This window comes from Pseudooceanicola sp. NS-SX8, from assembly GCF_057380755.1.
The window spans coordinates 2,127,868-2,140,728 of the sequence record NZ_CM170819.1; the positions used below are offsets into that span (position 1 = coordinate 2,127,868).

General features: G+C 66.5%; 12 protein-coding genes and 1 tRNA gene. 5 read left to right on the forward strand and 8 right to left on the reverse strand.

What is annotated here, in order from left to right; all coding sequences use genetic code 11:
- Window positions 1-194: 194 nt before the first annotated feature.
- From AC2IR1_RS09720 to AC2IR1_RS09755, 8 genes are all read right to left on the reverse strand, one after another.
- Window positions 195-983: an ATP-binding cassette domain-containing protein gene (locus AC2IR1_RS09720; RefSeq protein WP_486476081.1), complete on the reverse strand. Its 789-nt coding sequence runs from the start codon at window positions 981-983 to the stop codon at window positions 195-197.
- Entirely contained in the window at window positions 983-1,933 is a 951-nt protein-coding gene (locus AC2IR1_RS09725) for an iron chelate uptake ABC transporter family permease subunit (RefSeq protein ID WP_486476082.1), read from the reverse strand. The genes AC2IR1_RS09720 and AC2IR1_RS09725 overlap by 1 nt, the downstream gene beginning before the upstream one ends.
- Window positions 1,933-2,910 carry an iron chelate uptake ABC transporter family permease subunit gene (locus AC2IR1_RS09730; RefSeq protein ID WP_486476083.1) on the reverse strand — a complete coding sequence of 326 codons (978 nt, stop codon included), beginning with the start codon at window positions 2,908-2,910 and terminating at the stop codon, window positions 1,933-1,935. The genes AC2IR1_RS09725 and AC2IR1_RS09730 overlap by 1 nt, the downstream gene beginning before the upstream one ends.
- Window positions 2,911-2,914: 4 nt before the next feature.
- The gene (locus AC2IR1_RS09735; RefSeq protein WP_486476084.1) at window positions 2,915-3,835 is read right to left on the reverse strand and encodes a Fe(3+) dicitrate ABC transporter substrate-binding protein; all 921 of its coding nucleotides are present in this window, start codon (window positions 3,833-3,835) and stop codon (window positions 2,915-2,917) included.
- Window positions 3,836-4,266: 431 nt separating this feature from the next.
- Complete coding sequence (locus AC2IR1_RS09740; protein WP_486476085.1) at window positions 4,267-5,658, reverse strand: PepSY-associated TM helix domain-containing protein; 1,392 nt, start codon at window positions 5,656-5,658, stop codon at window positions 4,267-4,269.
- Between the two features lie 110 nt (window positions 5,659-5,768).
- Window positions 5,769-6,107, reverse strand: coding sequence for a hypothetical protein (locus AC2IR1_RS09745; RefSeq protein ID WP_486476086.1), 339 nt, complete (start codon window positions 6,105-6,107; stop codon window positions 5,769-5,771).
- A gap of 258 nt (window positions 6,108-6,365) precedes the next feature.
- Window positions 6,366-6,779, reverse strand: a complete 414-nt coding sequence (locus AC2IR1_RS09750; protein WP_486476087.1) for a hypothetical protein — start codon at window positions 6,777-6,779, stop codon at window positions 6,366-6,368.
- Between the two features lie 492 nt (window positions 6,780-7,271).
- Window positions 7,272-7,355 (reverse strand) — tRNA-Leu (locus AC2IR1_RS09755).
- A gap of 251 nt (window positions 7,356-7,606) precedes the next feature.
- Between AC2IR1_RS09755 and mnmH the strand changes: the two genes are divergently transcribed.
- From mnmH to AC2IR1_RS09780, 5 genes are all read left to right on the forward strand, one after another.
- On the forward strand, window positions 7,607-8,668 hold the full coding sequence (mnmH, locus tag AC2IR1_RS09760; protein ID WP_486476088.1) for a tRNA 2-selenouridine(34) synthase MnmH: 1,062 nt from the start codon (window positions 7,607-7,609) through the stop codon (window positions 8,666-8,668).
- A gap of 1 nt (window position 8,669) precedes the next feature.
- A complete protein-coding gene (selD, locus tag AC2IR1_RS09765; protein ID WP_486476089.1) occupies window positions 8,670-9,713 on the forward strand; it encodes a selenide, water dikinase SelD in 1,044 nt (347 codons plus the stop codon).
- A gap of 106 nt (window positions 9,714-9,819) precedes the next feature.
- Window positions 9,820-10,665, forward strand: a complete 846-nt coding sequence (locus tag AC2IR1_RS09770; protein ID WP_486476090.1) for a putative selenate ABC transporter substrate-binding protein — start codon at window positions 9,820-9,822, stop codon at window positions 10,663-10,665.
- Window positions 10,665-11,351, forward strand: coding sequence for an ATP-binding cassette domain-containing protein (locus AC2IR1_RS09775; RefSeq protein ID WP_486476091.1), 687 nt, complete (start codon window positions 10,665-10,667; stop codon window positions 11,349-11,351). The genes AC2IR1_RS09770 and AC2IR1_RS09775 overlap by 1 nt, the downstream gene beginning before the upstream one ends.
- Complete coding sequence (locus AC2IR1_RS09780) at window positions 11,348-12,820, forward strand: PhnE/PtxC family ABC transporter permease (RefSeq protein ID WP_486476092.1); 1,473 nt, start codon at window positions 11,348-11,350, stop codon at window positions 12,818-12,820. Before AC2IR1_RS09775 ends, AC2IR1_RS09780 begins: the two co-directional genes overlap by 4 nt.
- Window positions 12,821-12,861 lie beyond the last annotated feature (41 nt).

The window sequence follows — 12,861 nt, forward strand, 5'->3', positions numbered from 1 at the left end:
CAATCTCGGCGCCAACGGCAGGTTGCGGGGCTTCGGCCCGAGAGACTTGCCTGTGAAAATTGCCTGTGAAAATTGAGGGTCGCTGACGTTCGGGCGACCGGCCGTCCAGGCCCCTAATGGGTGCACGCCGATCCCGCAGTCATGCGTTCTTTCCAAATCTGTTCGGGCATCCCTCCGGCATGGGCCGCCGACCTTCAGGACCCCAAGTCTTCCTTGACGACGAGCATGGGGGAGCCTGCCTCCGGATCTTGCGAAATCAGGACGTCGACATCGAAAGCGTCGCGGATGTGGGGCGCGCGCGCGACCTCTGCCGGCGGGCCGCTGGCGATCAGCCGGCCACCGTTCAGCATTGCCACGTGATCCGCATAGCGGAAGGCCTGGTTGAGGTCATGCAGCACGGCGATCACCGTCCGGCCTTCGCGGGCCCAGGCGCGGCAGAGCCGCATCACCTCGACCTGACGGGCGATGTCCAGGTAGGTCGTCGGCTCGTCCAGCAGGATCACGGCGGTCTCCTGCGCCATCACCATCGCCAGCCATGCGCGTTGCTGCTGGCCTCCGGAGAGCTCGGACAGTTGGCTGTCCGCGATGTCTGTCAGGGCCAGACGTTCGAGGGCCGCGTTCACCGCGTCATGATCCCTGCGCGTCATGCGTCCCCATAGGTTGTTGTGCGGGCTGCGTCCGTAGCCCACCAGCTGGCGCACGGTGACCCCATCCGGGGAGATCATCTTCTGCGGAAGAAGGGCCACCTTGCGGGCCAGGTCCCGTGCCGCGTAGGAACCGATGTCCTTTCCGTCGAGCAGCGCCCTCCCTGTCCGGGGTGCGAGGTTGCGGATCATCGATTTCAGCAAGGTCGACTTGCCGCAACCGTTCGGACCGACGAGCGCCGTGAACTGGCCGCGCGGCAGATCGAGGGTGAGGTCGCCAATGACGGTCTTCTCGCCGTATCCAAGGCAAAGCCTGTCGAATGTCAGGACAGCATCCATCATCTCATCCTGTAGAGTAGCCAAAGAAAATAGGGCGCGCCGATGACTGCCGTCATCACGCCGATGGGGATCTCGGTCGGGGGGGCGATCGCGCGCCCGAGCGTGTCGGCTGCCATTGCGATTGCTGCCCCGACTCCGGCAGAGGCGGGAAGGGAGTGCAGCATGCGGCCCGCGAAGAGGTGGCGCGACACGTGCCCGGCGATCAGCCCGATGAAGCCGACAGGCCCCGCGACGGCCACGCACAGGCCCGTCAGCGCCACGGCAATCGCCAGGGCGAGGAACTGGATCATGCGGGTTCTCACGCCCAGGGCCTGCGCGGAAGCATTGCCAAGCGTCATCAGGTCGAGGGCCTTCGCCAGGGGCAGTGTCAGGAGCGCGAGCGGCACCATCAGCGCCAGCAGGGTGACGTCGGACCAGCCGAGCGCCCAGAGGGAACCCGTCAGGGACATCAGGGCGGTATTGATCTCGACCGGGTGCGTGAGCAGCAGGAATTCGGTCATGCCCGACAGGCAGGCCGAGACCGCGATCCCGGACAGGGCGAACCGCAGGGGCGAGAAGACACCGATGTTGTAGAGCATGAGAAACGCCGCGCCTGCGGCCCCGCCGCCGATGGCCAGCAGTGGCAGCCAGTTGACGGGAAAGCCCTGGAACACGAGCAGGCCGAGCGCCATCGCCAGCCCTGCACCCTGGGTCACACCAAGCAGGTCCGGCGATGCGAGCGGGTTTCGGATGACAGCCTGGACCAGGGCGCCGGCCAGGCCGAGAGCGCCGCCGAGCGCGGCCGCGATGATCGCGCGCGGCAGCCGATGGTTCCAGATGACGAAGTCCTGCGCATCCCTGGCAGAGAGGTAGCCCAAAAGGTCCGCCGGGGGCACGAAACTTGCGCCCAGAGACAAGGCCGCAACGAAGAGCAGCAGCAGGACGGTCACGAGGGAGAGCATGCGCAGCATCAGGCTTTCCTCGCCAGCCACAGGAAGACGGGCGCACCGATCAGCGCGGTCACGGCACCGGCCGGCGTTTCCGACGGAAAGGCAACGACGCGCGACAGGATGTCCGAGCCGAGCAGCAGGACAGCCCCCAGGATGGCCGCAAGCGGCTGCGCATATCTATAGTCGGCGCCGACGAGCAGATAGGCGAGGTTCGGGGCGATCAGGCCGATGAAAGCCAGCGGGCCCGCCACGGCGACGCAGGTTCCGGTCATCAGGCACCCAAGCGCAAAGACAAGGCAGCGCAGCGGTGCAATGCGCACCCCCATGGCCTGCGCGGCATCATCGCCAAGTGCCAGCAGGTTGAGCTTGCTGGCCACGATCGCCGCGCCCGATGCCCCGACCAGCAGCACGGGCGCCAGCAAGGTAACATCGTGGAAATTCGTGTTGGAAAGCGAGCCCGCAAGCCAGTTGAGCACGCCCAGTGCACGCTCTTCGGCCAGCAGGACGACCAGCCGGGTGAGGCCGGCACAAAGCGCTGCCATGGTCATCCCGGCCAGGACAAGGCGGATCCGCGACGCATCGGCCGAGAAGGCGGAGCCCAGCGTCACCACCAGGGCCCAGGCGACAGCGCCGCCGCAGGTCGCGGCAACGGGGCCGGGGATCGTCGCCCCCACAAGCCCGCTGGTGCTGAGCGCGAGCGCAAGGCTTGCGCCGCCCGTCACCCCAAGCAGGCTGGGTGAGGCCAGCCTGTTGCGCGACACGCCCTGCATCAGCGCCCCCGTAAGCCCCATCATGGCGCCGATGAGCAGTGCCACCAGGGACCGGGGCAATCGCACCTGCGCCACGATTTCCGTCATCGTTTCGCGGGGGCCGCCCGTGAACAGGGGCCAGACCTCGGCCGGCCCCAGCGGAAAGCTGGAGAAGGCCCAGAGAGACCAGACGAAAAGCCCGGCCCCGAGGGCCAGGCTTCCCGCAAAACTCAGGATGATGCGCGACAAGATGTCAGTCCGCCGGCGCCTGATAGCTGCCATCGAGAATGTCGAGCGTGGTCTTTGCGATCTTCTCGGCGGCGATGATGCCCCGGTTGCGGGCCCAGACGTTGCTGTCCACTGCGATGACATGGTCATCCTGTGCGGCCCGAAGCACATTCCACAGCGGCATCCCGCTCCAGGTGTCGATGATCGACGGGCGGCGATAGTGACCGACGAACAGGTAATCCGGATCAAGCGCCAGCAGCTGCTCGATGGAAACGAACTCGTAGGCATCACCCTCTGCACGCACTTCGGGAACGGTCAGGCCGAGCTTGGCCAGCACCCCGCCGGAATAGCTGTCGGGGCCGTGCAGCGACAGGCTGTCTTCCCGTGCGGCCCCGAAGATCACGGTGCTGCCTTCGGGAGCGATCTGGCGAACCTTGGCGGCGTACTCCTGCATGCGCTCCTCGTGCAGTGCCAGGCGCGCCTTCATCTCCTCCGAACGCCCGACGGCCTTGCCGACGATGACCGCCGAGTCCAGGCTTTCCTGGTAGGTCTCGCCGCGCGAGGGCAGCAGCAGCGTCGGCGCGATCGCTGAAAGCGCGTCATAGCTGCCTGCATGTCGGCCCAGGTCCGCGATGATCAGATCGGGTTTGAGCGCCGCGATCCCTTCGATGGAGGGTTGGGCACGACGGCCCAGGGAGGTCCACTCTCCCGTTACCTCGCGCACTTCTTCGGGAAGCCGGGTCGCATCGTTGTCGTCCGCGACCCCGACGGGAGAGACCCCAACAGCCGCAAGGTCATCGACGAAGGAGAACTCAAGCGCAATCACCCGTTTCGGCCTATCCGGCAGGGTGATCTCATGCGTGCCGTCGTTGATGTGGATCGGCTCTGCGATGACAGAATTTGCCATGCACAGGATGGCAGAGGCGGCCAGGGAGAGAAGTTTCACTACTATTTTCCAATGAGTTACGTCCTCCCTTGCGTCACGCCTAACATTCCTGACTAAATTACACAACTAATAAGTTCGGGACCTGCAGGCAGGGCCGCCGCGCCGATCGGATGTCAAAACGATAGCCCGGGTTGATCCGCCCGATTTCGCCCGACACGGCGCCCCGAAGTGCCCGGCGCGTTGCGCGTGGTCCACCGTCACGACGCGGGGCAAGGCGGTTACTTCATCTTCGACGATGGCGACACGGCCCTGACGGCAACTGTTCGGCTGGCCGGCGCCGGAACGTCGACAGCCTGTGGGGAGGCTGCAGCGTCGCAAGACCGGCCTGGCGAGCGTCAGCTCAGAGCCTTGGCTGTCTGGGAGAGGTCACACTGACGGCCGGCAGGCCGGCCGTCAGTGCCCTGGGCCTCGACGGGCCTTGGTGGGCGTTGTCAGCTGGTCGCCTGACGTTTCCGGCTGACGAAGACAAGAACTTCGACCGCCGCAAGGATCACCATCGACAGCCCAACCAGCGGGAAGAAGATCCCGGCCGCCACGGCCATCACCAGCAGGGTGCGGGGGATGCGCCAGTCCGCCGGAATTGTCGGCACGCCGAGTGCGCCCCGGGGCCGGCGTTTCCACCACATCACTGCCGCCGACACGCAGAGCATGACCATGGCAGCACAGGCCAGCAGCAGCACGATCTGGTTCACCAGACCCCATTCCTGCCCCATGTGAACACTGATCCCCCATTCGGCCCATCGACCAAAGGTGCCGAGATCTTCAAGACCAGCGTCGTAGAGCACCTCACCGCTGTACTGGTCGAGGTGGATAACCCGTTCATAGGTGATGTCGTCGGGATAGACCGAGGCGGTGAAGACTCCCTTCGGTCCCTTCGGCATGGAAAGCGCATAGCCCGGCACGATGCCGAGGGCTTCGACCTTGCTGACAACCGCGTCGAGCATTGCCGGCACGCCCGCAGCCCCCGCGCCCATGTCGGCGCCATGGCCGGCGTGCAGGCCTTCGTCCGACTCCGGGATCGGCTGACGCTCCATGATCCAGGGCGCGCGGTCCACCACGTCCTCGGTCGGGATCGTGGAAAGCGGTACGCCGGACCAGTAGCCATCGGGCATGCCGATGCCGAGGGCATAGGCGGTGTCGTAGAACTTCGCCCCCCAGACGCCGGACCACGGCAGGCCCGTCAGCGCCAGGAAGACGATGAAGACGCCGGTGTAGATCCCGGTCACCGCGTGCAGGTCACGCCACCAGGGCCGGCCGCGTGTGGCCTTGATCCGGATGGTCCCCACGTGCCGACGGCCCCGGGGCAGCCAGAGGTAGATCCCGGTGCCCACGAGGAGGATCATCCAGCCCGCGGCCGCTTCGATCAGCCGATTGCCGAACCAGCCGACATATTCCAGCGAATGAAGCTTGCGCACGACATACATCGCCGGGCTGCCGGCCGCGCCGCCATCCCAGAGCGTGCCCAGCACCGTGCCATCATGAGGGTCCACGTAGATCGTGTCGCGCAGCCCGTCCTCCCCCAGGATGTCGACCTCTGCGCTGCGATTCGGAGCAGCGGGAGGTGAATAGGCCTTGAGCGTGCCGGGATGGGTCTCGAGCGCGGCTGCGGCGATCTGCGACGGCGGCAGGCTCTCCCCGCTGGTTTCGACAAAGCGCAACGCGTGGTGCGCGGTGTTGTTGATCTCATCCTTGAAGAGATAGATGCCGCCGGTCACCGCAAGGATCAGGACGAATGGCAGGACCAGAAGCCCTGCGATGAAGTGCCAGCGCCAGACAGCGCGATAGAGTGCGGAGCTGGCCGCACGGGAAGTTGTATCGGTCATTTAGGTCAAATCCACCTGGCCCGCCGCGCATGCCGACAGGGGCATGTCCCGCAAGACGGGCATGAAACTGCGCCCCGCGCGATGTCACGCGGGAATTGAGTGTCAGGGTCTCAGGTGAGGTGTGGAGGCGCCCTGGTGGAGTGACCGACATTTCGCCCCCGGGCCGCGCGTTGCAGCGCTTCCCCGGCGCGCCAGTCGTCCTGGGGGATGAAGGCGCGCGCCAGGGGAGCGAAGACCACGGGTGGGGTCCCGGGCAAGGCATGACAGAAGGGGCAGTGATGTTCGTGCCCGGCATGGCTGTCGCCGCAAAAATCGGCCGGCAGGGCGCCATAGGTGAGCTCGTAGATTTCAAGCGCGGAGCTTGCCCGGTCAGGCGCCATCATCTTTGCCGAAACCATGCTCGAAATCGCCAGGCAGAGGCCCAGCGTCAAAGCACGGAGTATCGGCATCGGTAAAGTCATGCGGGTCACCTGCCACGAATTCACGGAGGCAGGAAGGGGCGAGTTTGACGCAGAGTTCCCTGAAGTGAAGCCGCCGGCGGCTGTTGATGTGGTCGCAGGCCCGCTCCTTGGCGCTGTGTCGGACGTGAAGGTCCGCTTGGGGTCAGGGGCCACGGCGCATCATGCCATGGCGACTTGGCCGTGCCGCCGCGCTGCCGCATGACAGCTCCGAGCCCTTTTTTCCAGCTTTCTACAGCAGAACCAATGTCAACTTAGGCGAACATCCTGCGAAAATACGGAATCAAATATTGCGAACACCCGCTGAGCTAAAGGTGTGCCAACCAGTTCTTCACGGCTCATTGCTGCCCCAACTAGCTCGCTGGACGCGACTGGTCGGTTGTTTGCATCGATCACTGAAACACCGGGAACGCCTTCGCTCTCAAAATGGACCAAGGAAATCGCGCATCGATCATTCTTGGTCGTTCCCTCACCCCAAGCTCCATATATTAAATCGAAATTTGCAGGGTGGTCTTCAATGGATCTACCAACAGTCCACTGAACGAAGTAACTTGCGATGGTGCCTCCACCTTCTTCATGAACATAGCCCCAAACGGTTCGAGTTTGACTGCCACAGCAATCGCAAATACCGATACTCTCTTCCGTTGGTTCGACTTCAAACATCATATCAGCCTTCTTGCCTCCCCTATGAATTGAGCTGAAAGCAGACCACTAGTCCAGTATTGGCAACGTCAGCTTTGTCCGCTCCGCCGACCTTGGATCGCTGGCAATGCTGCGCGACGCCAAGGATGGCCGGTTCCCAGAAGCTGCTCCGCCGCTATGGATCTGACGGCGAACGGCAGGCTCGGGCCGAGTGCGGTATTCGCGACGCAATCCTCGTGCGGGCGCTGGGCGAAGGGGGCGTTGCTCTGGTGTGGTCGCCGCAGATCTCAAGTGATCCTGTGCTTTCTTCGTACAGACCGAGTTGGCACCACTTGGGTCTGCCAGTCGTTCGGGTGATGTGCCTGGCTGGGGACGGCTGTGCCGCTCTACCCACGTGGCTTGCGATGAAACGAAGGGTGAGCGGCGGCGAACCTGTGAAGCACATTGCGAAGCCGGTCATGGTCGATCCGGCCCCGACACATGTGATTTTCGGAAAAATATTCGAAATCAAAATGGTGCGGGTGAAGGGACTCGAACCCCCACGCCAAAGGCGCCAGAACCTAAATCTGGTGCGTCTACCAATTCCGCCACACCCGCATCCCACGTCGCCCGGGGGCGCCGCGTGGAGCGCTGTCTAGCAAAGCCCGGCGACGGATTGAAGATGAAATCGTCACCTGCGACGCGCTTGGCCCCAGGCTGTCGCAGGGCGGGCAGGGGGCCGCGGACCGGAGCGCAATCCGCGCCTGCGCGACGGCAATCGCGGATCATCTGCGCCCGTGGGCCCCCATGGGGTCCGTTGAGTGGGCTGGGTGCTTCCCTGACGCGCGGGCTTGCGCTATTGGGCGGCCATGCCGATCAAGCTTACCTCCCTCTCCGACCTGCTGGACCACGGATTCGACGATGTCATCGATGTCCGTGCGCCCTCGGAATTCGACGACGATCATATCCCCGGCGCGCTCAGCATGCCGGTGCTGGATGACGAGGAACGCGCCCGCGTGGGCACGATCTACAAGCAGGTCTCGCCCTTCGATGCGCGCAAGATCGGTGGCGCCCTTGTGGCGCGCAACGCCGCCCGCCACATCGAAGATCGCCTGCAGGATCGCGACGGCGGCTGGCAGCCGCTGGTCTATTGCTGGCGTGGCGGGCAACGCTCCGGCAGCTTCGCCACCATCCTGCGCCAGATCGGCTGGCGGGTGGAGACGGTCGAAGGCGGCTACAAGGCCTTTCGCGGGCTGGTGGTGGATGCGCTTTACGAGCAGCCCTTCCCGGCGCCGGTGATCCTGCTGGATGGCAACACCGGCTCGGCCAAGACCGAATTGCTGAACATGTTGCCCGCCCTGGGGGTGCAGGTGCTGGATCTGGAGGGCATGGCGAACCACCGTGGTTCTCTCTTCGGGGCCATGGGGCCGCAGCCGCAGCAGCGCGGGTTCGAAACCGCGGTGGCCATGGCCATGGCCCGGCTCGACCCCTCCCGGCCCGTGGTGGTGGAGGCCGAAAGCTCCAAGGTGGGGGAATGCCGAGTGCCGCCCGCGCTGTGGTCCGCGATGAAGACCGCGCCGCGCATCGTGCTGAACGCCCCGCTGGAGGAACGCGCAGCCTACCTGACGCGTGCCTATGGCGACGTGATCGAGGACGGCGCGCGCCTGCATCAGATCCTGGACAGCCTGCGCCCCTACGTGGCCGCCGACCAGATCGAGGCTTGGCATGCCGAGGCTTCCGAGGGGCGTTTCACCGACCTGGCACGCGGGCTGATGGAACAACGCTATGATCCGGGCTACACCCGGCACCGGGCCCGCTGGGATCCGGAAACCGTGACCGAGCTTGACGCGCCGAGCCTGGCGCCTGAAGCGCTGCCGGAACTCGCGGCGCGCATCGCCGCCCGCGTCAATACACTCAAGACAGGAGATTGAGATGACTGCACCCCAACTGCGCCTGACCTCGCTCAGCCATGGTGGCGGCTGCGGCTGCAAGATCGCGCCCTGCGTGCTGTCGGACCTGCTGAAGGGCACCAAGGCACTGCCGGTGCCGCCGGAACTGCTGGTGGGGATCGGCTCTGCCGATGATGCGGCGGTCTACAAGATCTCCGATAGCCAGGCGATCGTGGCCACCACCGACTTCTTCATGCCCATCGTGGATGACCCGGAGGATTTCGGCCGCATCGCCGCGACCAATGCGATTTCCGACGTCTACGCCATGGGCGGTCGGCCCCTGTTTGCGCTTGCCGTGGTGGGCATGCCGGTCAACAGCCTGGCGCCCGAAACCATCGGCAAGATCCTCGAAGGGGGCGCCAAGGCCGCCGCCGACGCTGGCATTCCCGTCGCGGGCGGGCACACCATCGACTCGGTCGAACCGATCTACGGGCTGGTGGCCATCGGCCTGGTGGACCTGGGGCAGATGAAACAGAACGACCAGGCCCGGGAAGGCGACGTGCTGATCCTGGGCAAGCCCCTGGGCGTCGGCATCTACTCCGCCGCCTTCAAGAAGGAACTGCTGTCGGACGCCCAGTATGCAGAGATGATCGCGACCATGACCCGGCTCAACACGCCGGGCCCCGACCTGGCCGCGCTGCCGGGGGTGCATGCGATGACCGATGTGACGGGCTTCGGCCTGGCCGGGCACGGGCTGGAAATGGCGCGCGGCTCCGGCCTGCAGGCGCAGATCGACTGGTCCGCCGTGCCGCTGCTGTCCTCGACCCGCGCCCTGGCAGAGGCCGGCAACATCACCGGCGCCTCGCACCGCAACTGGACCAGCTACGGAGAGAGCATCACCCTTTCCGACGACCTGTCGGAGCTCGACCGCGCCCTGGTCTGCGACCCGCAGACCTCCGGCGGGCTGCTGGTCTCCTGCGCGCCCGACACGGCGGAGGAGGTTCTGTCCATCTTCCGCCGCCACGGATTCGACGCCGCAACCCCGGTTGGCCGCATGGCCGCGGGCAGCGGCGTTCGCTTCGCCTGAGGTCCCCACGACCCCGGGCAACACACCCGCCTCCGGCTGCGTGCCGGGGGCGATCCTTTCGCGGGGCATGGCGCCCCAACCGCAACCCTCGTCACGAGTGCCCATCATGAAACGCATCGCACTGCTGCTGCTCACCGCCTTCGCCACCCCGGCGGCGGCCGATACCCTCTATTTCTCCGCCATCCCCGATGATGACGAAACCCGCCTGGTCGAACGTTTCGGCAAAGTGGCGGATTACCTGTCCGAAAAGCTGGGCGTCGATGTCGCCTATGTTCCGGTGAAAAGCTACGCCGCCGCCGTCACCGCGTTTTCCAACGACCAGATCCAGCTCGGCTGGTTTGGCGGCCTGTCCGGCGTGCAGGCGCGGGCCCGTGTCGACGGTTCCCGCGCCATCGCGCAGGGCGCGGAAGATGCGGCCTTCGTGACCTATTTCATCACCAACAGCGCGACGGGCATCGACCCCACGGTCGAGTTCCCCACTGCCATCGAAGGGCACAGCTTCACCTTCGGCGCGCAGGGGTCCACCTCCGGCCGCCTGATGCCGGAATTCTACATCCGCCAGGAGTTGGGCGCCCCCGATGACGTCTTCGCCGACGTGGGCTTCTCCGGCGACCACGCCCAGACCCTGCGCCTGGTGTCCTCCGGTGCCTATGACGTCGGCGCGCTCAACTACACCGTCTACGAACAGGCCGTGACCGAAGGCGCGCCCGAGGTGGCCAACACCAAGGTCATCTGGCAGACCCCGGCCTATCCCGACTACAACTGGACCATCCGCGGCGATGTCGATGCCCGCTTCGGCGAAGGCTTCGCAGACCGCGTGCAGGCGGCCCTGCTCGAGATGACGGACGAGGATCTGCTCGCCTCCTTCCCGCGCTCGAAGTTCATCGAGGCGGACAATGCGCTCTATGCTCCGATCGAGGAGACGGCGCGCGAGCTGGACATCATCGACTGATGACTGCCCTGCAACCGGGGGCCCCGGCGGGGGCCCTCGCAAGGCTTGCCGATGAAACGCTGGGGTGGGGCGACAGCCCCGTCCTGACCGGCGTCAACCTGTCCCTGCAGGAAGGGGAGCGGGTGGTTCTGCTCGGCCGGTCGGGCGTGGGCAAGTCGACGCTGCTGGCGGCGCTGACGGACCGGCTGTCGGGCGTGCGCGTGGCGCTGGTGCCGCAGGATCACGGGCTGGTCGGGCCGCTGTCGGTCTTCCACAACTGCTGGATGGGCCTGCTGGATGACTCGGGCACGGCGCGCAACCTGCGCATCCTTCTGCGCCCCACGGCGGCGGAACGGGCGCGGGTCGACGGCGTGCTGGACCGCGTGGGCCTGTCGGGCCTGGGCCGCCGTCGCGTGGCCTCCCTTTCCGGCGGGCAGCGGCAGCGCGTGGCACTGGCCCGTGCCCTGCTGCGCGGGGGCGCGGTGGTGCTGGGGGATGAACCTGTCTCGGCGCTGGACCCGAAACAGGCGGCGGCGCTGCTGGGGGAACTGGCTGCCGGCTTCCCCACCTCGGTGCTGGCGCTGCATGACGTGACGCTGGCGCTCGACACGGCGACCCGGATCATCGGGCTGAAGGGCGGGCGCGTGGCGCTCGATGCCCCCGTGGCCGACTGTACCCGCGACCGGCTGATGGACCTCTACACATGAGCGCTGCGCGCAAGGTGACGGCCGGCTTCGCGCTGGCCACGCTTCTGGCGCTCTGGCTCGCCGATCTCTCCGCCCCGCGGCCCGATCCCTGGCTGACGCTGGCGGCCATCGGGCAGGGGCTGCTGCATCCCGACTTCACCGATCCGATGTCGCTGCTTTCCGGCGCGGTGCTGACCCTGGCCTTCGCGCTTTGCGGCGTGGGGCTGGGCGCGGCGGCGGGGCTGCTGCTGGCGCCGCTCTACCACCTGCGCGGCGTCCGGCTCTTCTGCATCGCCATCCGTGCGCTGCACGAACTCTTCTGGGCGCTGCTGCTGATGAACATCACCGGCCTGTCGCCGCTGACCGGCGTGCTGGCCATCGGGCTGCCTTACACGGGGATCTTCGCCAAGGTCTTCTCCGAATACCTCGAAGAGGCGGGCAGGGGCGGCGACCAGGCCCTGCCGCGCGGGCTGCCGGTGGTGACGCGTCTCCTTTGGGCGCGCTTCCCGGCGATCCTGCCGCAGGCCTCCGCCTATACGCTCTACCGGCTGGAATGCGGGCTCCGCAGCTCGGCCGTGCTGGGCTTCATCGGCCTGCCCACGCTGGGCTTCCAACTGGAAACCTGGTTCCGTCAGGCCCATTACGACCGCGCCGTGGTGGTGCTGGGCGTCTTCTTCCTGCTGATCCTGCCGATCCGCCACTGGGCCCGCTGGCGGCTGATGCCGCTCTACCTGCTGGCTTCCCTCTGGGCGCTGTCACGGGTCGAGGTGCCGCCCATGGGATCGGGCGCCCTGGCGCGCTTCCTGACCGAGATCGTGCCCGCCCCCGTGCACTCTGGCCGCTGGGAAAGCTGGCTCGACAAGGTCTTCGTGCAGCAGGCCTGGCCCGGCGTCGTTGAAACCATGGTGATGGGACAACTGGCGCTGGTGCTGGCAGGCCTTCTGGCGGCCCTGGCGTTTCCGGCCATCGTGCCGCGCGTCGCGGGCCGCATCGGCGCTGCGATCGGCCACGGGGTGCTGGTGCTCTTCCGTTCCACCCCGGAATACATGCTGGCCTTCCTCTTCCTGCAGATCCTCGGCCCCTCGATGCTCCCCGCCGTGCTTGCCCTAGGCCTGCACAACGGCGCCATCATCGCCCACCTGCTGGGCCGCCAGGCCAATACCCTGCCGCTGCGCCCCGATGCGCCGCGCGGGCTGACCCTCTGGGGGTGGGAACTGCTGCCGCGGCTGACACCGAACTTCCGTGCCCTCTGCCTCTATCGCTGGGAAATCATCCTGCGCGAAAGCGCCATCATGGGGGTGCTGGGCCTCGGCACCTTGGGGTTCTACGTGCAGAAGAACGTGGAGGAACTGCGCCTTGACCGCGTCATGGCGCTGCTGCTGGTCACCGTGCTGCTGACCGTCGCCGTCGATGCCCTGTCGCGTCGCCTGCGCGCCCGGCTGCAGCCCGATAGCCGGATCCGGATCGAAGGCACACGCGGGCAGGGCTGATCCCGACCAACCGGTCTGGCCCCTTGCCGGGCGGGACGGCC

Bases quoted from the DNA above. Each gene is read 5' to 3' on its own strand.
- AC2IR1_RS09720 (WP_486476081.1), bottom strand. From the start codon at position 983: ATGGATGCTGTCCTGACATTCGACAGGCTTTGCCTTGGATACGGCGAG.
- AC2IR1_RS09725 (WP_486476082.1), bottom strand. From the start codon at position 1,933: ATGCTGCGCATGCTCTCCCTCGTGACCGTCCTGCTGCTGCTCTTCGTT.
- AC2IR1_RS09740 (WP_486476085.1), bottom strand. From the start codon at position 5,658: ATGACCGATACAACTTCCCGTGCGGCCAGCTCCGCACTCTATCGCGCT.
- AC2IR1_RS09745 (WP_486476086.1), bottom strand. From the start codon at position 6,107: ATGCCGATACTCCGTGCTTTGACGCTGGGCCTCTGCCTGGCGATTTCG.
- AC2IR1_RS09750 (WP_486476087.1), bottom strand. From the start codon at position 6,779: ATGTTTGAAGTCGAACCAACGGAAGAGAGTATCGGTATTTGCGATTGC.
- mnmH (WP_486476088.1), top strand. From the start codon at position 7,607: ATGCCGATCAAGCTTACCTCCCTCTCCGACCTGCTGGACCACGGATTC.
- selD (WP_486476089.1), top strand. From the start codon at position 8,670: ATGACTGCACCCCAACTGCGCCTGACCTCGCTCAGCCATGGTGGCGGC.
- AC2IR1_RS09770 (WP_486476090.1), top strand. From the start codon at position 9,820: ATGAAACGCATCGCACTGCTGCTGCTCACCGCCTTCGCCACCCCGGCG.
- AC2IR1_RS09775 (WP_486476091.1), top strand. From the start codon at position 10,665: ATGACTGCCCTGCAACCGGGGGCCCCGGCGGGGGCCCTCGCAAGGCTT.
- AC2IR1_RS09780 (WP_486476092.1), top strand. From the start codon at position 11,348: ATGAGCGCTGCGCGCAAGGTGACGGCCGGCTTCGCGCTGGCCACGCTT.